Origin of the sequence: Falsibacillus pallidus, assembly GCF_050990905.1 — a bacterium.
GTDB classification, from domain to species: Bacteria; Bacillota; Bacilli; order Bacillales; family DSM-25281; genus Falsibacillus; species Falsibacillus pallidus_A.
This window is the reverse complement of the sequence record NZ_CP158866.1, coordinates 625,396-642,286: the sequence shown is the minus strand read 5'-3', so window position 1 is coordinate 642,286 and position 16,891 is coordinate 625,396. Positions and strand designations below refer to the sequence as shown.

Annotated in this window: 23 protein-coding genes; 6 read left to right on the top strand and 17 right to left on the bottom strand. The window is 41.1% G+C overall.

Annotated features, from left to right (window positions below):
• Nucleotides 1-252: a hypothetical protein gene (locus ABTV07_RS03280; RefSeq protein WP_433747454.1), complete on the top strand. Its 252-nt coding sequence runs from the start codon at nt 1-3 to the stop codon at nt 250-252.
• 62 nt (nt 253-314) lie between these two features.
• Here ABTV07_RS03280 and ABTV07_RS03275 read toward each other — a convergent pair whose 3' ends face one another.
• Complete coding sequence (locus ABTV07_RS03275; RefSeq protein WP_433747451.1) at nt 315-827, bottom strand: DoxX family protein; 513 nt, start codon at nt 825-827, stop codon at nt 315-317.
• A gap of 268 nt (nt 828-1,095) precedes the next feature.
• On the opposite strand from ABTV07_RS03275, the gene ABTV07_RS03270 reads away from it, so the two are divergent.
• Nucleotides 1,096-1,482 carry a hypothetical protein gene (locus tag ABTV07_RS03270; protein ID WP_433747448.1) on the top strand — a complete coding sequence of 129 codons (387 nt, stop codon included), beginning with the start codon at nt 1,096-1,098 and terminating at the stop codon, nt 1,480-1,482.
• Between the two features lie 27 nt (nt 1,483-1,509).
• Entirely contained in the window at nt 1,510-1,923 is a 414-nt protein-coding gene (locus ABTV07_RS03265) for a hypothetical protein (protein ID WP_433747446.1), read from the top strand.
• Between the two features lie 157 nt (nt 1,924-2,080).
• Here the strand turns inward: ABTV07_RS03265 and ABTV07_RS03260 are convergent, their stop codons facing one another.
• From ABTV07_RS03260 to ABTV07_RS03220, 9 genes are all read right to left on the bottom strand, one after another.
• On the bottom strand, nt 2,081-2,761 hold the full coding sequence (locus tag ABTV07_RS03260; protein WP_433747443.1) for a hypothetical protein: 681 nt from the start codon (nt 2,759-2,761) through the stop codon (nt 2,081-2,083).
• Nucleotides 2,762-2,978: 217 nt separating this feature from the next.
• Nucleotides 2,979-3,638, bottom strand: a complete 660-nt coding sequence (locus ABTV07_RS03255; RefSeq protein ID WP_433747440.1) for a GerAB/ArcD/ProY family transporter — start codon at nt 3,636-3,638, stop codon at nt 2,979-2,981.
• Complete coding sequence (locus ABTV07_RS03250) at nt 3,608-4,102, bottom strand: GerAB/ArcD/ProY family transporter (protein ID WP_433747438.1); 495 nt, start codon at nt 4,100-4,102, stop codon at nt 3,608-3,610. The genes ABTV07_RS03255 and ABTV07_RS03250 overlap by 31 nt, the downstream gene beginning before the upstream one ends.
• A gap of 24 nt (nt 4,103-4,126) precedes the next feature.
• Nucleotides 4,127-5,296: a Ger(x)C family spore germination protein gene (locus ABTV07_RS03245; RefSeq protein WP_433747435.1), complete on the bottom strand. Its 1,170-nt coding sequence runs from the start codon at nt 5,294-5,296 to the stop codon at nt 4,127-4,129.
• On the bottom strand, nt 5,293-6,780 hold the full coding sequence (locus ABTV07_RS03240; protein WP_433747432.1) for a spore germination protein: 1,488 nt from the start codon (nt 6,778-6,780) through the stop codon (nt 5,293-5,295). Before ABTV07_RS03240 ends, ABTV07_RS03245 begins: the two co-directional genes overlap by 4 nt.
• A gap of 165 nt (nt 6,781-6,945) precedes the next feature.
• The gene (locus ABTV07_RS03235) at nt 6,946-8,109 is read right to left on the bottom strand and encodes an FAD-dependent monooxygenase (RefSeq protein WP_433747429.1); all 1,164 of its coding nucleotides are present in this window, start codon (nt 8,107-8,109) and stop codon (nt 6,946-6,948) included.
• A gap of 33 nt (nt 8,110-8,142) precedes the next feature.
• Complete coding sequence (locus ABTV07_RS03230) at nt 8,143-8,760, bottom strand: TetR/AcrR family transcriptional regulator (protein WP_433747426.1); 618 nt, start codon at nt 8,758-8,760, stop codon at nt 8,143-8,145.
• Between the two features lie 387 nt (nt 8,761-9,147).
• Nucleotides 9,148-9,546: a hypothetical protein gene (locus tag ABTV07_RS03225; protein ID WP_433747423.1), complete on the bottom strand. Its 399-nt coding sequence runs from the start codon at nt 9,544-9,546 to the stop codon at nt 9,148-9,150.
• Between the two features lie 25 nt (nt 9,547-9,571).
• Nucleotides 9,572-10,189: an NUDIX hydrolase gene (locus ABTV07_RS03220; RefSeq protein WP_433747420.1), complete on the bottom strand. Its 618-nt coding sequence runs from the start codon at nt 10,187-10,189 to the stop codon at nt 9,572-9,574.
• A 115-nt stretch (nt 10,190-10,304) separates the two neighbouring features.
• Between ABTV07_RS03220 and ABTV07_RS03215 the strand changes: the two genes are divergently transcribed.
• On the top strand, nt 10,305-10,511 hold the full coding sequence (locus tag ABTV07_RS03215; RefSeq protein WP_433747417.1) for a hypothetical protein: 207 nt from the start codon (nt 10,305-10,307) through the stop codon (nt 10,509-10,511).
• Nucleotides 10,512-10,590: 79 nt separating this feature from the next.
• Here ABTV07_RS03215 and ABTV07_RS03210 read toward each other — a convergent pair whose 3' ends face one another.
• Complete coding sequence (locus tag ABTV07_RS03210) at nt 10,591-11,394, bottom strand: hypothetical protein (RefSeq protein WP_433747414.1); 804 nt, start codon at nt 11,392-11,394, stop codon at nt 10,591-10,593.
• Nucleotides 11,395-11,480: 86 nt separating this feature from the next.
• Nucleotides 11,481-12,065, bottom strand: a complete 585-nt coding sequence (locus ABTV07_RS03205) for a histidine phosphatase family protein (RefSeq protein WP_433747412.1) — start codon at nt 12,063-12,065, stop codon at nt 11,481-11,483.
• Nucleotides 12,066-12,252: 187 nt separating this feature from the next.
• On the opposite strand from ABTV07_RS03205, the gene ABTV07_RS03200 reads away from it, so the two are divergent.
• Nucleotides 12,253-13,074 (top strand): MBL fold metallo-hydrolase, encoded by an 822-nt coding sequence (locus tag ABTV07_RS03200; protein ID WP_433747409.1) that lies wholly within the window; start codon nt 12,253-12,255, stop codon nt 13,072-13,074.
• 163 nt (nt 13,075-13,237) lie between these two features.
• Here ABTV07_RS03200 and ABTV07_RS03195 read toward each other — a convergent pair whose 3' ends face one another.
• The 5 genes from ABTV07_RS03195 to ABTV07_RS03175 all read right to left on the bottom strand — a co-directional run bounded on the left by ABTV07_RS03195 (nt 13,238) and on the right by ABTV07_RS03175 (nt 15,171).
• On the bottom strand, nt 13,238-13,876 hold the full coding sequence (locus ABTV07_RS03195) for a pyridoxamine 5'-phosphate oxidase family protein (RefSeq protein ID WP_433747406.1): 639 nt from the start codon (nt 13,874-13,876) through the stop codon (nt 13,238-13,240).
• A gap of 34 nt (nt 13,877-13,910) precedes the next feature.
• A complete protein-coding gene (locus ABTV07_RS03190; protein WP_433747403.1) occupies nt 13,911-14,309 on the bottom strand; it encodes a hypothetical protein in 399 nt (132 codons plus the stop codon).
• 1 nt (nt 14,310) lies between these two features.
• A complete protein-coding gene (locus ABTV07_RS03185) occupies nt 14,311-14,514 on the bottom strand; it encodes a helix-turn-helix transcriptional regulator (RefSeq protein ID WP_433747400.1) in 204 nt (67 codons plus the stop codon).
• 103 nt (nt 14,515-14,617) lie between these two features.
• Complete coding sequence (locus ABTV07_RS03180) at nt 14,618-14,905, bottom strand: type II toxin-antitoxin system RelE/ParE family toxin (RefSeq protein ID WP_433747397.1); 288 nt, start codon at nt 14,903-14,905, stop codon at nt 14,618-14,620.
• Nucleotides 14,905-15,171, bottom strand: a complete 267-nt coding sequence (locus tag ABTV07_RS03175) for a hypothetical protein (protein WP_433747394.1) — start codon at nt 15,169-15,171, stop codon at nt 14,905-14,907. Before ABTV07_RS03175 ends, ABTV07_RS03180 begins: the two co-directional genes overlap by 1 nt.
• A 311-nt stretch (nt 15,172-15,482) precedes the next feature.
• Here ABTV07_RS03175 and ABTV07_RS03170 point away from each other — a divergent pair.
• Nucleotides 15,483-16,816, top strand: a protein-coding gene (locus ABTV07_RS03170) for an IS3 family transposase (protein WP_433745820.1) whose coding sequence is annotated in 2 segments (ribosomal slippage) — nt 15,483-15,852 and nt 15,852-16,816 — 1,335 coding nt in all. Because the reading frame shifts where the segments join, the coding sequence is not laid out codon by codon here.
• The last annotated feature ends 75 nt before the right edge of the window (nt 16,817-16,891 follow it).

Below are 16,891 nucleotides of genomic sequence, written 5' to 3'. Positions count from 1 at the left end.
ATGCGCAGTAAACTGAGTTCAATTTCTTTTATTCTATTTCTAATTGCCGTTGTATCCTATTTAGTTACGTTGCTAGGTTTGGATAAATTCCTTATCATAGCTGTTTTATGTTCTGCTGCCGGATTTGTAATTGCTCTGTTTTCAAAAAGTGGAATGTATAAAACACTCTCTCTATTCGGAAATGGCTTTATCATTTTTATCGCAATCCTTATCCCATTTGTGGTGACCACGTTCATTTGGACTGGACCTTGATGCTGATAGAGTTTAATCGAAAAGAGCCTGATCCCATCAAAACGGGGACCAGGCTCTTATTTTTAAGCACTCTGCGGAGATTGTTTTCTATCAGAATTTTTATCTGCAAAACTTTCAAGCCTCGGCATGACCCATCGATCCAATCCAATTTTCCCGGCATTCATGCCTGCCATTATCAAAAACAACCCCAGGATGACCATTTGCGGATTTGTACTTGTGGACCCTGAAAGCATATAGGCAAAGTTCATGATAAGTCCCATTAAAAGTGAGAATGAAGTAAAAATACCAAATATCAAAGCAAGACCTACCAAAAATTCGCCCCAAGGAATCAAAACATTAAATACATCAATACTTGGCAGAGCAACATCTTTCAAAAAAGTTCCCCACCATGGCTGCACAGCCGGATGATCTCCAGACACACTGTGAATCGCACCATGGATAAAACCACTGGCATTAAATCCATTGCCGGAAATCTTGCCCCAGCCAGCATTGAGCCATTCCCATCCAAGATAAATTCGAAGCACAGTCAACAAAATCGAGATGTAGCGGTTTTCTTTAATAAATTGAATAAACATATGAATACCTCCACTATAAGTATTGTCCTGTCCCTTTGATTTTCATGAAAAATCTTCCTGCGGGCAATACGCTTAAAGCATCAATTATCGGACTGGCTGAAAAGTAACACTACAGGTGCCTGTCACCACCCGAATTTTCTTGTTTCACGGGATGTTTCACACGGGGGTAAAGGATTTTATGCTTTTCCACCACAAATGGCATAGGTAATATAATTATTGATAAAATTGGAAGGTTTTAGCATAATTAGATGAGTAAAGGGGTGATTTTATGAGGAAATACACGATATCTTTACTTTTCATTTCTTATATATTATTTCTGTCTGCCTGCAGTAAAGATAATGTAAAGTTGGTCCTGAGCAAACAGGATTCTGCCCTTTCCTACCATGAAAAGAAGAAAAGCATCACTAAATCCGACTATCAATTCATTCAGAGGATTACTCACCCATGGGACCAACCTGAAGACAATCCCAGCTTAAAGACAAAGCCATTTTATAAGTTTTACTTTAAATCTAAGAACACTGACAATGCAAAAATCACCGGATACAGCGTATGGATATTGGAGGGAAACACAGTGGAAATTGGCCAGTCGGGGACTTCTGCTCATAAAACGCTGACAAAAGAAGACTCCATGCATCTCCTCGACATTCTGGAATAAAAAAAGCCATGGGATGGTGAACAGTGAATGAAAAAAATAGCCGCATTATTACTCATCTCAATCTTATTGGTCGGCTGCTCTAATTCTTCAAATATTCCTATTGACCCTCTGCTAAAACTTTTTGAAGATGAAGGAATCACACTTTCAAAAACAGATCCTGTCAAAGAAAGCGTTTTTTCGCAATCACTCAATGGTGTCAGGCCCAGAGCCTATACCGATGGGGCAAGCTACTATTATTTCTTTGCCTATTCTAATGAAAAGAAGGTTTCAAGAGCTCTGAAACAATTCGAAAAGAAAACCGCATCCATGGACCTCATCAACCATCATAAATACCCCATGGACAACATTTTGCTGTTCTATATCTATAATCCAAACGAACAAGATGACCTCGATAAAACCATCAAAAAAGTGCAGGATCGGTATTTAAATACCCAAAAGTAACACTACAGGTGACAGGCACCACCCGAATTTTCTTGTTTCACGGAATGTTTCACAGAGCACATTCTCCGCCACAAACAAAAAGAAGAGAATCATTGAAAATTCTCTCCTTACATGAGGGGTAGCCGTTTTTCAAATGTACTTGCAATCCACTCCAAAATTATCTTCCAGCAAGTCCATTGGCAGGAAAAATAACTGGACATTGCGGTGGGATGACTGGAGACGGACATTGTTCGTTGATGATGTCCCGCGGTTGACAGAACTCCGCTTCCAGTTCAAGCGTCACATTAGCAAAAGTTTGTACAGATTGGCAGATAGTGAGAAAAACATCCACGGAAGAATTAAATTCACTTAAGCAATTAAAACGAGTACGACAATTGAAATCCGTCAACCGAACCAACAAATCTGTTCCTTCTGGCGCACACAAGAAAGCAGATTCCGGAATCTCAAACAAGACCGGCTGGCTCCTAAAAACAAATGGGGCTGCTTCAAATATCCCCGTATATTCGAGGACAATATAAATAGATTTAACCCAAGAAACATTCTGGAGCGTCACCACTGCACCATCCACTATAAACTCCCTGGAATCCCTTGTCCCGATTTCTTCAACTGTTAGGGCATTTGGCGATGATAGGGAGACCGGTGTGCCGGAAGCATCGGTTAAGATGCAAGTGGTAACTAAGTTGCTAACTCCTGGCGCACATGGGTTGAAACCATTTTCCGGAAAGAATATTTCTATTACCGTTCTTGAGTCGCTGGATTGTAAAATCACCCAATCATAAACCTTTTCCGCATTGATACATAAAAGCTCTTGAGCACCGCATAAGGGCTGTGCCTTCATAAACTCTCCACCTTTCAATTACTTCATTTAAATACAATATGAAATAAAAAGGCTAATTGCCTTGGTCAAAAGTTTAATTTAAATGAAATAGGCGGGAAGAATGCGTAACACTCCAGGTGACAGGCACCACCCGAATTTTCTTGTTTCACAGCGATGTTTCACAGGCACTCTATAGACCTTGCTTAGAGGCAATTGTGTACTTTTAGAGGAAATCCATTTAGTTTTCTGATTTCTTTTTCCTTGTCCTCCAAAATACTCCTATCCCTAATAAGATTGGAAGACCAAATTGGATGGGCAGGTGAAGGTAATAAGGAACCACCTTCAACCCCATATAGAGGTGCTCGTTGAGGTTGTTGCTTCGGTGCAATGATAGAAGATAGACGACGACCAGCAAAATCAAGACATGCCAGTTTTTTTGTTTTTGCTTAAAAACCTGTGTCAGGACAACCTGTGCCGCGTAAACAAAAACACCGATTTTGATAAATCCCCCGCCAATCATGAGCAGATAGGTAAAGATTTCGAGATGCTCAATGATTCCCAAAAAACTGACCAGTTCCATTGATTTCACAAAAGGAAAAAAGAACGTACCCGCAAAGGGCGCATGGAGGATGCCAATCACCAGTTCCATGGTGACCATAATGATGACGCCAGCCAGTACAATCGGTATCCAAACAAATTTTTGAAGCTTGTCTTTTCGATTACTGAGCGGCAGGAGGACAAGAAAAACCACCAGTTCCCCATAAGGAAAAGTAAGACCCGTTGGAAAGACCATTTTTTTAATTGTCCCCCAGCCATGAGCAAACAACGGCATCAAATACTTTGCTTGAAACTCGCTCGATATGAAACCTAATGACCATAAGATAAACAGAATGACCATAAGATAAACAGAATGACCAGAAATGTGAAAGTAATGATAAATGCACTTCTTGCAATGGATTCAATCCCCAGCATGACGCAGTATCCCACAACCAGTAAAAAAGGGATGGCTGCCACCCAAATAGGAGAATTGCGAAATAAAATCTGAGTGGTAAAAAAAGCAAAGTCATTTATTACCCTTGCTGCGATGTAAAGAAAGTAGAAGCCGAAGACAAGGCCAATGACTTTTGACAACAGAGAGCCGAAACCCAATTCCAGAAGAGGAACGAATTCCTTCCAACCACTTCTTTTGACAACAAGGAGATAGTAGTAAAATAGGATAATCCCAAAGACAATTTCTATCGCAACCGCAAGGACGCTATCTTCATGGGCTGAAAAATTCAATCCCACTACTATCGTGCTGCCGGTTAAAAACAAGAGCATCATGGAACATAATTCAAGATTGGATATGGATACCTTGTTCATGCGTTGCCTCTCCCTTTCCTTGTTTTACTGCTTGGTATATCCAAAACGGACAAATTCAACTCGGACACTAACCTTCACGTCATCCAGATCAAAATTATTGTTATGATTATACTTTTCCTTCCACTCTTTCGGATGCTGCCGATAGAGTGCATCCCGTAATCCAATAGGGTCGGTCCCGTTTTCCTGTTCTTTCTTCAACAATTCTATTATTTGAGTTTTAATTTTTTCCTGCAGCTGGTTTTGCAGTTCCCTCCGAGAGGCAGGCGATTCAACATTTTCTTTACAGGCATTCTCTTCAAGATTTCCTTTCACAGAAACCTGCACATGGTAGGTTAAAGGATTGATATTTGATGTGATGGAGGAATTGGTCCTGATCGTTTCGATACTGACCTCCCCGTTTCCATTGGGACATGGTGCTGAAATATAGTTAATTTGATGGACACCTTTCAGGAGCGCCAGCGTGTTGCTTTCATCAAATGACAGGTAGGAATCAAGCTTATCCCCCTTGAAAACAGCAAACCCATCCAATGAAACTGTGGAGGGAGGGGCTATTTGCTCGAGATTTCCCTTGGACATTCCTTCATTAACATCACCATTGATTACAACATAGGGGATGATGACATCTGACGTTTTGTCCGCCAATAAACTCCCAATCCGTTCAGATGATGTATTGATCAAGTTGCCCCATATGTCCTTAGAATTTTCAAGCATCGTATCAGTATAAACGGCAGAAAGCTTTTGCAGCGGGGTAAACATCTGCAAAAACTCTTTTGGGCTTTTCCCTTTTACAATAATTGTCCTGAGGCGCGCAGGAATATTAGGGTCCCTCACTAGAAAATCCAGGGATTCCTTTAACCCTTCCTCCTTAACAAGAGATTCACTTAATGCAACCACCTGCAGTGAATATAAGAAAGCCACTTTCATCGTATCTTTCTTAATATTTTTGAGGGCTTCCGTAATCGTATGGCCACTTTGAGTGTACGTATACCCTCCGGTTGGCTCTGAAGCATTTTTTTGATTAGCCGCGGGATTGAAAACCTGCATCGTGACGACATATTGATCATCGACTTTATCAATGCCAAGCCCTGAGACAAGTTCAACTTCGTTTAGAAGTGGCGCTTTTTTATATCCGACTGTAATGGCTCCAATAATAATTAAGAGAAGTACAATGAAACGGAATTTAGTCAAATTCAAGAGTCATTCTCCTTATCTGAACGTTCCTCCAAAGGCTCTTCCTTATGAAAAGAAAGGACGTCTTTGTTTATTTCAGGAATAGGTTTCCGGGAAAAAACATCCTTGCTCATATCACTCTTATTAAAAGGAGAGATTGGTGCTAAATAAGGGACTGTGAATGAGCGCAGATAACAGAGATGGACGAGCAGCATTAATGTAAATAAAGCTAGTCCATACAGCCCCAATAAGGAACCTACAAGAATTAAACTGTACTTCAGGATTCTCGTTGCATAGCTGAAGCTGGCAATCGGAATGGTATTGGAAAAGATGAAAGAAGTACTGATAATGACAAGCGTGATCGGCTGTACAAGCTGTGCCTCTACAGAAGCCTGGCCAAATACGATGGCACCGAACAGGGAACTTGTTACCACTACTCCCTGTGGAAGCCGGCTTGAAGCTTCAAAAATGGCATCTGTCAAAAAGAGGACTAAAATGACTTCTATGAATGCAGGAAAAGGTACTGTTTCTCTTTGGGTAAGGAATCCAACCAGAAGATTGACTGGCACCAGTCCTTTATGAAAAGTTGTAAATGCCACATACAAAGCTGGAATGTATAAAGAAATCCAGAAGACCAAAAATCGGAGCGGCCGCACTAACTTATTCGATTCACTTTTAAAGAAATAGTCATCAGCAGATTGGAAGTATTGGATGAACACAGCCGGCGCAATAAGGCTGAAGGGAGTTCCATCCACTATTATGCATACCCTTCCTTCAAGGATTTCTGCAACAGCTACATCCGGTCTGTCCGTATTTAACACTAATGGAAAAATGGTCTTTGATTCCTTCTGCAAATACTCAGAAATATAGTTCGATGCAATGACGGAATCAAGGGAAATCTGTTCAAGCTTCCGATTGATTTCCTTTAAGATTTCTTGATCCACCATATTCTCCAAATAGACAAGGGACACAGTGGTCGACGTTTCTTTTCCATATAGCCGGTTTTCTACATGCAGCGCAGAATTCTTGAGATATTTTCTGATCAAGGCCACATTCACTGCCCGATTCTCAGTGAAGCCGATATCAGGTCCTTCAATGCTGCGCTGGCCTTTAGGATTAGATAAAGCCCGTTCCGCCCATTTCGTCGTATCCGCCGCAAGGATGTCATGAATGCCTTCAAACAAGATAATTGTCCAGCCATCTACGATTTTTTCTATCGCTTTCTTGGAATCCCTTAATGACTCAGCACCCGGCACCTGAAGCACAGAATGAATCAAATAAGGTATGAATAAGTCTTCATCACCCTTGGCAGGCTTTTGCAATAATGGCTCAATGATGTGATCCTTAATTGTATCTGTATCGACCGTTCCCTCTATATAAATCAAACAGGCTGAGCGCACGTCCCCAGCAAGCTTGATGCGTCTTGATTTCACATCCGAACTGTCCCCCAAAGAAGCAAGAATCCCTTTCACCCGTTCCTCTAAATCAACCGTATCAATCCAGCCCATCCTGATCACCCTTCGCCATATGTCAATAAGGTAGTATGCGCAAAAACACAAAAAAAATTCGGGTTGTGCCTGTCAGGTAACACTCCAGGTGACAGGCACCGCCCGAATTTTCTTGTTTCACAGCGATGTTTCACAGGGCTGCTTCAGTTGGTGTCGGCAGTCTCATTATTTAGGCACTCTAATACTCTTGAATTTCATAAAGTTTCTAATCCCAGGAATGACGGATGCACGCATCGTGACATCCCTTAAGAACAATTTCCATTGCGACTCAGGGAAAAAGTAGCTTGCGAACTTGCGGGCTGATTGTTGGATCTTAGTTACTTGGGGGACCATTAATGCGTTATATTCAGATAAAGCATCACTTATATTTCCTTCCCTGTCTAAACAGCGTGCCAGCGTATATGCCCCTGCCATAGCTAACGATGATCCTTGTCCTGCAACCAGCGATACACATCCGCAAGCATCACCAACGAGAGCCACACGTCCCTTTGTCCATGCCTGCATTTCAACTTGTGCCACTTCGTCAAAATAAAAGTCAGTGCTTGTTTCACCCTCTTGAAGGACATCAGGGATTACCCATCCCATATCTCCAAAATGTTCTTTTAATTCTTTAACGCCTTCTTCTTTTGAGTGATGACGAGATGAACTATCTTTCTTTGAAAAGAGGAAAAATGTTGCTATTCTATTTCCCCTGATTGGATAGATGCTGACTTGTCGTCCAGGCTCCGTGATCGTATCAAATGTATTCTTCAGATTAGTGTATTTATCTGTTTTATCAAACGTAAACGCCACAGTCTGATATCCCATTGAATGAACATATTTTGCTTCTTCCCCAAAAACAAGCTTTCGGACTTTCGAATGGATTCCATCTGCACCAACCAGTAAATCCCCCTTGAATGTTGTTCCATTCGAAAGCTCTGCAGCAACTCCATTTTCATTTTCCTGCAGTGATTCAATCGTTGTGCCGTATATAATTTCTACTCGATCTTTTATGCGTTCATAAAGAACCCGCTCGAGATCCCCCCTCATGAAATTAAAATGGCGCCCATTTAATAATTGGCGAAGGGATTGATATTTAAGTGAATATTTTTCTGACCCGTCAGCCCGCTTAACACTGAGAGCATCAATCGGATAATGAATCGTCTCCAAATCGCTTATCAAACCCATCTTCTCAGCAACATCGTAGCCTGCACCAAAAAAGTCCATCATATACCCTTCTGTCCGAAGCCCGGGAGCCTTCTCGATAATTCGAACCGAACAGCCTTCACGATCCAATTGATCCGCTAATGTTAACCCTGCAATCCCGGCACCTACTATAAGAACCTTCATATTATCATCTCTTTCTATAATGGTTTTTCAGTTCTACTCTTCTACTAATTTTCCAGAAAAAATAAATGCAATTTGAGTTTCCAGTTGAATCAACATTTGATCATAGGTCATTGCCTCATCATAAATAAAAAGCATCACCAGCATCATCACAGCGCCGTATAAAGCGTTGCTTGCCTCCTTGCTGTCAACTTGGATTCGAAAACAATCCGAATGCTCATCAATGATTTTTCCCACCCAGCCAACGAACTCCTGATCCATTCCAAACAAGCTGTTGCGAAGACTTATGGTTTCTTCCGTTTCTTCCGAAATTACATGAAAAATCTCTCGCCAAAAACTCTTCGGAAAACGATTAAAAACCATTGTGCTTCTCTTCATAAAACCAGAAAGGAGCTCAACGATATTTCCTTTATTGATTTCAATTTCCTGCTGCCCTTCAGCCTTCATTTGCTCCATATCATTTGCAAAAACCGCGAGCAAAAGCACCCCTTTAGAGGAATAATAATTATAAATGGTTCCTACCCCGACCTCAGCCAGTTTAGCTACCTCAGAAATCGTCGTTTGCTGAAATCCCTTCGTAGAAAACAGCTCGGCAGCTGCTTTTATAATTTTCATTTGATTTTCTAACTTTTTCTTTTCTCTCAAACTTTCCAATAGGTTCACCTGCTTCCATAAAAAATGAACGCATTCATAAATGAATACATTCATTTTATTCCTAATAAATTTCAATGTCAACATTTGCTCCAAGTAAAACTACAGGTGACAGGCACCGCCCGAATTTTCTTGTTTCACAGGATGTTTCACAGAGAAGAAATACTGTTAAAACGCCCCTCCATCATCAAATAAAAAAACCTTCCGCGGTGGAAGGTCCTTTCTGGATATATATTAATCTACAAGTTCATGGTAGGTTCACTTTCCATGAACCGACTACTTGGTTTTGAGATAGTTTTTTTCATATTATGGCGATATTAAAAAATTCCGCATTTTAGCTGACTTCTAATATCCTCATCCAGCTCTTTAATCATAGCTTCTTGATAATTTTCACCGATATTTCTTAGAGATTACAAACTCCGTAATTGGTAGTGTTATAAAAGCTAGCCCAATCACCATAACTAGCGGAATATTTCTTATATCATTAATGGAGGTCACTCTTTCTGACACAATCAAAACGATAACCATTAATCCAAGCAGTATGTCATAACTAATTTTTGAACTTACCAGAGTAATATGTTTTTCCAGCTCATCTTTTTTCCCCGCTCGCTTTCCTTCCCTATCCCCCCATGTCAACGAGTTAAATAAAAAACCAATACCTAAAAACAAAAAGAAAATTGTACTTACTTTGATCACGTCTTTCGTTATCCACTCATAAAGACCAAATCCCCCGATAGCCATAATGAGAATGAGAGAACAAATTACACTGATACTTTTTACAGTGGCCACGCATCATCAGTCCTTTCGTGTGAAATCAATCCAAATAAACCGGCTCCCCTGGATTTCGCATATGCTTAAACGCCATCAGGATCTGCGATTCCGTGTTTCTTTCTACAGACAGCGGTGGAAGACAATCTTCATCAAAGAAGTCCACTGCACTCGTCTCCATCCCTCCTTTTGCCTGCCCTCCAATGATTTCGCATCGAATGAACATCTTATAGACGTGATATGGCGATGGCGGGTGCGGGTGGCACTTTTTATCCAGCACCCCAATTAATTTGACTGGTCGCACGTCAAGCCCTGCTTCTTCCTTCACCTCTTTGACGACTACTTCACTCGGTGTCAGCCCTATGTCGCCCCATCCGCCCGGCAGCGACCAGGCACCATCCATTTTTTCTTTCACCAACAAGATTTTCTCATCCTTGAAAACCACTGCCCGAATATCGACCTTTGGTGTGGCATACCCGGTTTCATTCGCAAACAAATCCTTGATGACGGTTGTCTCCATTTCTGTTTGCTCTGCCAACATTTCCACGCTAATATTTCTTATCATTTCAAATCGTTCTATGTCATAAATATCTTTAGAATAGGTCAAACCTGCTTGTGCAATAGACTGCAGCTGCTTTGCCCATTCCAGCCATTTTGGTTCCATTTAGCTTCACCGCCGATTTTATTTATTGTTTATGCTGCTATATTAGAAGAATAAAACATTTGGAAAATTTTATGTTAAAATATAGAGAACTACTTACAGATCGGGAGTGTCTATGATGGAAAATAATACGGAAAAACAAATCCTAAATGAACTGCAAAACATATCCCATGCACTAAAAGAATTGAACAATAAACTAGAAGAAGACAAACCCTCATTCATCCTATGGGACATGCTCAAGTCACTGTTGATAGGTTTGTTCATAGTCGGACCAGGAATTGCAGTCGTATTTGGGATTTTCGCAATTATCTCTGCTAAGCTATAAGGTGCCTGTCACCACCCGAATTTTCTTGTTTCACAGCAATGTTTCACAGGCGCCCCCTGATAGCAGATTTCCCGCTCCACTACTTCCACAATACCTCTGTTTTCACAAATTGGTAATCCGAATTTCTTACCGTATATCGCTCGAATGGATTATCAGGGTACGATGCATTTCCATCAAATGCAGTGATTTCAGTGGTTTCCCCATGCTTCACCAATTGCGCATAGCTTCCGCCGGCTCCACCGATATTGGTAAAATGAAGCGTCATCGTATCGCCTGAAGTCCCATCCTTCACCAAACTCCATAAATCTCTTCGGTAATTCTCCCAAATCATATTCTTGGAAATCTCATTGTCTGTATTTTTATATGTCTTCTCCCAAAAATCGATTGCCTGGTCTATACTTCCCCAACTGTTTTCTTGCAGAGTAAATTCAATTGGCTGTCCATCGGGGACCGTTCCATCCGCTAAGTATTCTTCGTATGCCTGATCTTCAGCAGTGATCCCTTCAAGTGCACTGCCGTCCCCTGTTAGAAGCAACGCATGTTTCTTGTCATTCTGATTTTTTATCGTTACAACCGTATATCCTTTGGCATCCTTATTCTCAGCGACCTCATATGAAAAATCATTATTGTAATTCACGACAAGCTGACCATTGTGGAAATACCATGTGCTTGGAATTCCATCCTGTTGACCCTTCGCAAGCCAAACTCCCTCAACATCCTCACTTGCTTCCGCTTTATCCTGAAACTGAGAATTCTCTTTTTGCGAGGACCTTTCATCCGTTTTCACATTTGTCTCCGGAGTCACTGAGGCTCCCTCATTTGATTTCTGGCACCCGGTCAACACCATTCCAAGAAGAACAGCTGCGCATATCATCTTCTTCATTTACAATCACACCTTTGTTTCCTTATTTCCGTGGCTTCTCGAGATGTAACACTACAGGTGACTGTCACCACCCGAATTTTCTTGTTTCACAGCAATGTTTCACACGGCTCCCAAAGTCTTTCAAATCCGACCAGCTGAAAGTCGGGATCAATCGTGAGTTTATATATATCCGGCTTTGTCGTCTTCTCCCAAAAATCAAAGTCGAATTTCTCATCAAAATAACTCAAGGTACAGGTCATTATATTCCCATGGATGCCAATGGCGACTTTCTTTCCCTGATAGTTGGAGACCACGTCCTTTAAAGCACTGATCCCCCGCTCCTGCACCTCATGGTTAGATTCGCCGCCTGGATGACGGAAATGCGGATCTTTAAACACCTTTTTCATCGCTTCCAACGGGTCCTCGAAACGATAATCCCTCGCTGCCAAATCCCTTTCCCTGAAGCGATTATCTAACTCAATTTTTACATTCATCAATTCCGCCAGCCCCTCGACTGTTTGCCTCGCCCTCAGATACGAACTGGAAACGATATGATCGATTCCCTCATTCGCCATGATTTCTGTAATCCTCTGTGCATCCTGCCAACCCTTTTCGGATAACTCCCTCGTTTCCTCATTCTCTAATGAAAAAACGGAATGTGCATGCCTGACAAAATAAATCTCCGTATTCAATCCATTCCCCGCCTTTTTCTTTTTCCTTATTATACCTAAATAGCCATTATTTTTGGGTGAATATGGAAATATTGATAGTCTTCTACTTTCGGTATCCGAATTCGGGGATCTTCTAATTTTCCAAAATAAACAACTTTCTATAGAATATAAATATAATAATTTTCCAATTTTAAAAGGAGGTTTTCTCTTGCAGCGATACATATGCAAAACTTGTGGAGTTCAATATGGTGAATCAACCGAGGTGCCCGTTCATTGCTTAATTTGTGAGGAAGAAAGACAATATGTTGCTCCAACTGGCCAAACTTGGACCACTTTAGATGAAATGAAAAAAGAATCTTTCAGAAATGAAATCAACCTTGAAGAAGCAGGGTTATACAGCGTGAAAACAGTCCCTGAATTTGCAATCGGCCAGACAGCTTATCTCGTTCAGAATGATGGATTTAATCTTTTATGGGACTGCATCACTTTTCTCGACGAAAAAACAATCAATGAAATCAATAGATTGGGAGGGGTGGATGCCATCGCCTTATCCCATCCTCATTACTATTCCACTCAAGTGGAGTGGGCGGAAACATTTGATGCACCGATTTATATACACGAAGACGACCGGGAATGGGTGACTAGAAAAAGTGATTACATTGTTTTTTGGTCCGGTGAATCTCTGGAATTGCATAATGGATTAACCATTCACCGTCTGGGTGGCCACTTCAAAGGCGGTGCCGTACTCGAATGGAAAGCAGGATACGACGGCAAGGGAATCTTGCTATCCGGTGACATCATTCAGGTTGTGGCTGACCGGGAATGGGTGAGCTTTATGTACAGCTATCCCAATTTGATCCCCCTTCCAGCCTCAAAAGTAAAAGAAATGGCGGCAGCAACGGCAGGATTCAAATTCGAACGGCTCTACAATGCCTTCCACCGCGTTGTGAAAGAAAACGCCAATGAAAGAGTACAAAAATCTGCGGAGCGATACGTGAAGGCTTTGGAAGGTCGGTTGTTTGATACTTAAAAGGTGCCTGTCACGCCCCGAATTTTCTTGTTTCACGGCATCTATGTTTCACAGACCATCAGACATCTAAAAGGCCAGCCCCCTTTGCGCTTATCTACTGCTGCTCGGAGGGGCTGGCCACTTATATGGGGTGGGACAACAAACCTGTCCCTCTGTCCTACACTTAATAAAGTCTATCTCTATATCCTTCTTCTAACCTGTTATGTATTTCTTCCACACTGCTGTCAGATAGCTTGGCATGTTCAAATAGCATCTTGGCGGCGGAAGGCAATTCGTTCTTGGCCGCCCAAGTGTCAGGTTCCCATAATCCCGAACGTCTGAATGCTTTCGCACAATGGATGAAGCATTCTTCTACTTCTACCCCGATGCCTAATAGCGGCACCTTGTCTCCTACAGCCATTTCCTTCAGCAATTCCTCATCTTTTACAATTGTGGCAGTGCCATTCACCCGAAGCGTTTCACCGAGCCCAGGAATTAAAAAAAGCATCCCGACCTTAGGATTCACTAAAATATTTCTCAATGAATCTATTCTTTTATTCCCAGGTCTTTCTGGTATAACCATCTGTCTTTCATTAAGTACATGTACAAATCCTGGTTTGTCCCCTCTCGGAGAAGCGTCGCAATAGCCACTGTCATCCGATGTAGACAGTACTAAAAATGGCGATTGTGAAATAAATTCAATGCAATTGTGATCCAAATAGGTGATCACTTTCTTTCTCACTAATTCACTTGACGAGCCGACTATCGCCCGCAGTTCTGCTTCTGACTTTACTAAACTCCCAAATCTATTCCCCTTCGTCAAAACACACTCACTCCCTTACGGATATAAAACTAAATCAACGCCTTTTTACAACAACCGTCCCTACCCCAAGCAGCATAAATATCATTAATAAATAGATGCTCAAAGCCCCCACTTCTATCGTCCTCACACCACTCGCAAACAAAATACAGACAAGAAGCATGCTCCCAATCAGGACAACGTACAGTGAAATGGCATAAAAGTTCTTGATATTCATCCACGTTCTTTCATCTACTTCAGGAACGTTGTTGGTCTTCCGCATTTGACGGAACTTCCCCACTCCCATTACAATTCCGATTCCTGCAACCGATCCTCCAAGTCCAGCCACCATCGTTCCCACAGGCAAGCCAGGGACAAATAATTTTCCAAAAAACAATCCTATGCACACCCCGCCAATAATCACAGCTGCAATTATAATAGACCCCCACTTTTTCATCTTACTCCTCCTCAAGCTTGAATAGTTCGTCAATGCCGACGCCAAAGTACTTAATCAACTTTAATGCTAATTCTAAGCTGGGATTGTATTTATGATTTTCAATTGCATTAATCGTCTGCCTCGTGATTTGCAGGTCCTCCGCCATCTTCCCCTGGCTGATTCCCTTTTCCAAACGGAACTCTTTAATTCTGTTCGCTACATTCAAATGGAATATCCCCTTCAATTAGTATGTAAAGATATCTTTACATATAGGATAAAATAAAAAACCATCAATGTAAAGATATCTTTACGCTGTTGGTTTTTAAAATTTAGTATTTATTTTCACCTGGATACAAAACTCCAATAATGACAATATCGTTTTTTTCTATAGTAAAGTAAATTTGGAACTTCTTAATAACAATCCTTGAAATTCCTTTAAATTTGCCAAATTCCTCTGTATAAGCTTTTCCAAAGAGAGGGTTGCTTAAGAAATCCTCTGTTTCCAAAACTAGTTGAGAAATAAAATCAAAAGTTTCTTCAGGTGTAAACCTTTCACTTCTATACCCAATTAGCTTTTCTCTCACAGCCGGAGTCCAAATCACTTTTCTGGTATCCATTACTTAAAATCCTTCTCCGAAAGTGATTTTAATAACTCCGAAGTAGTCATACCAAGCCCTTTTTTGTATTGCTCTCCACTTTCTTTAAACATCATTTCAAGCTGCGGATTTTTCATAACATCTTCTTCTATTGACTGGTTTTCTTCCTCTTGAAGAACAAGTGTAAACTGCCCCTTACCCGGAATAGAAAATTGCATCACTGAATTTTCGCGATTCATCTCATTAATATACTTCATGAGTTCCTCTGAAGATAAAACTTTATTCATTTTATCACCACCGATTGAGGTTTACTTATTTACATTTTATCACAAACCTAAAAACCAAGGAAATCTGTTAAATGGTGCCTGTCACCCCCCGAATTTTCTTGTTTCACAGCAATGTTTCACAGACGATCCGATACCAAGAAATCGCCCTCCCACTACTGGTTCAGCCCGATCACCAACAATTCACAGCACCTAAACTGGGACAACAAACCTGTGAACTATACCCCGGATAACGGACACTGATAAAAAAGGGCCCCTTATCCGGGGCTTTTTGTGTTTCAATAGAATTAATGAAATGGACGGAGGTTTTTAATATGAAGAAGAAGCTTTATAGTGAATTTGAGAGGAAAGAACTGAAGAAGAATCCGAATATCACAAATGTTTCTGAACACATGGTTTCCTACAGCCCTACGTTTAAAATAATCGCGGTCAAGCAATATCTCAACGGGAAGATCCCCTCACAAATCTTTATTGAACACGGTATTGACCTTGAAATGATTGGAAAGGATCTGCCAAAACGGTGTCTCCACCGCTGGAAGAAAACATTTGAGCGTTATGGTGAGGAAGGATTCCTTACGGAACGCAGAGGGAAAGGAAACGTTGGTCGATCATCTTCAAAACCCCTCTCCCCTGAAGAACAATTGAAGAAAGCAGAGGCAAGAATTAAATTCCTGGAAGCAGAAAACGAGTTCTTAAAAAAGCTAGAGGTTCTAGAAAGGCAGGCGTTGAAGAAGAAACGATATTAAGAAAGTCCGAAAAGTTTTATCTGATTGATCAAACGGTCCAAAAACACGGGTTACAGAGAGCTGTTACCTATTTGTGTGAACTAGCAGGAGTAAGCAGAAGTGGTTATTACGATTGGGTGAACGCTGCTCCTAAGCGTGCGAAACGGGAAGAACAAGATGAAGTAGATATCGTTTTAATTAAAGAAATTTTTGAGAAGAAAGATAAAAAAGCTGGTGCTCTTCAGATTAAAATGACAATGGAGAATGACCATTCAACCGTCATGAATCATAAGAAGATCAGACGACTAATGGCTAAATATCATCTAATTACAACGATTAGAAGAGCTAACCCTTATCGGAAAATGTCTAAGGCAACAATCGAACACCACACCTGTCCGAACCTGTTGAATCGTGAATTCAATCAAAATGAACCAGGCAAAGTACTCCTAACCGATATTACGTATCTTTATTATGGGAAGGGACAAAAAGCATATTTATCATGTGTGAAGGACGGTGCGACGAAGGAAATTGTCGCTTATCATCTATCCTCCTCCTTGGGAATGGATATCGTTTATAAAACCCTAAAAAAATTAAAGATGGCAATAGGGAAAACCTTTCACTCAGAAGCCATCTTACACTCCGATCAGGGAGTTCATTATACTAATCCCCAATTCCAACAAAGGGTGAAGTCGCTTGGATTAACCCAATCAATGTCACGCAAAGGGAACTGTTGGGACAATGCCCCAATGGAGAGTTTCTTTGGACACTTCAAGGATTGGGCAGAGTACAAATCATGTAAGAATTTAAGGGAAGTCCGCAAGGAAGTGGATCGGGTAATAGAAGAATATAATCACCATCGTTATCAATGGGGCTTAAATAAAATGACCCCGGTTCAATACCGGAGTCACTTATTAGCAGCCTAGGCTCTTTTTTTATACTGTCCGAATATGGGGGCACAGTTCACCTGTCCCCCCGTCCCATTTGTTTACCCGTCCCTT

Coding starts and splice junctions, on each gene's coding strand:
- ABTV07_RS03280 (WP_433747454.1), top strand. CDS start 1: ATGCGCAGTAAACTGAGTTCAATTTCTTTTATTCTATTTCTAATTGCC.
- ABTV07_RS03275 (WP_433747451.1), bottom strand. CDS start 827: ATGTTTATTCAATTTATTAAAGAAAACCGCTACATCTCGATTTTGTTG.
- ABTV07_RS03270 (WP_433747448.1), top strand. CDS start 1,096: ATGAGGAAATACACGATATCTTTACTTTTCATTTCTTATATATTATTT.
- ABTV07_RS03265 (WP_433747446.1), top strand. CDS start 1,510: ATGAAAAAAATAGCCGCATTATTACTCATCTCAATCTTATTGGTCGGC.
- ABTV07_RS03260 (WP_433747443.1), bottom strand. CDS start 2,761: ATGAAGGCACAGCCCTTATGCGGTGCTCAAGAGCTTTTATGTATCAAT.
- ABTV07_RS03255 (WP_433747440.1), bottom strand. CDS start 3,638: ATGGTCATTCTGTTTATCTTATGGTCATTAGGTTTCATATCGAGCGAG.
- ABTV07_RS03250 (WP_433747438.1), bottom strand. CDS start 4,102: ATGAACAAGGTATCCATATCCAATCTTGAATTATGTTCCATGATGCTC.
- ABTV07_RS03240 (WP_433747432.1), bottom strand. CDS start 6,780: ATGGGCTGGATTGATACGGTTGATTTAGAGGAACGGGTGAAAGGGATT.
- ABTV07_RS03235 (WP_433747429.1), bottom strand. CDS start 8,109: ATGAAGGTTCTTATAGTAGGTGCCGGGATTGCAGGGTTAACATTAGCG.
- ABTV07_RS03220 (WP_433747420.1), bottom strand. CDS start 10,189: ATGGAACCAAAATGGCTGGAATGGGCAAAGCAGCTGCAGTCTATTGCA.
- ABTV07_RS03215 (WP_433747417.1), top strand. CDS start 10,305: ATGGAAAATAATACGGAAAAACAAATCCTAAATGAACTGCAAAACATA.
- ABTV07_RS03210 (WP_433747414.1), bottom strand. CDS start 11,394: ATGAAGAAGATGATATGCGCAGCTGTTCTTCTTGGAATGGTGTTGACC.
- ABTV07_RS03190 (WP_433747403.1), bottom strand. CDS start 14,309: ATGAAAAAGTGGGGGTCTATTATAATTGCAGCTGTGATTATTGGCGGG.
- ABTV07_RS03180 (WP_433747397.1), bottom strand. CDS start 14,905: ATGGATACCAGAAAAGTGATTTGGACTCCGGCTGTGAGAGAAAAGCTA.
- ABTV07_RS03175 (WP_433747394.1), bottom strand. CDS start 15,171: ATGAATAAAGTTTTATCTTCAGAGGAACTCATGAAGTATATTAATGAG.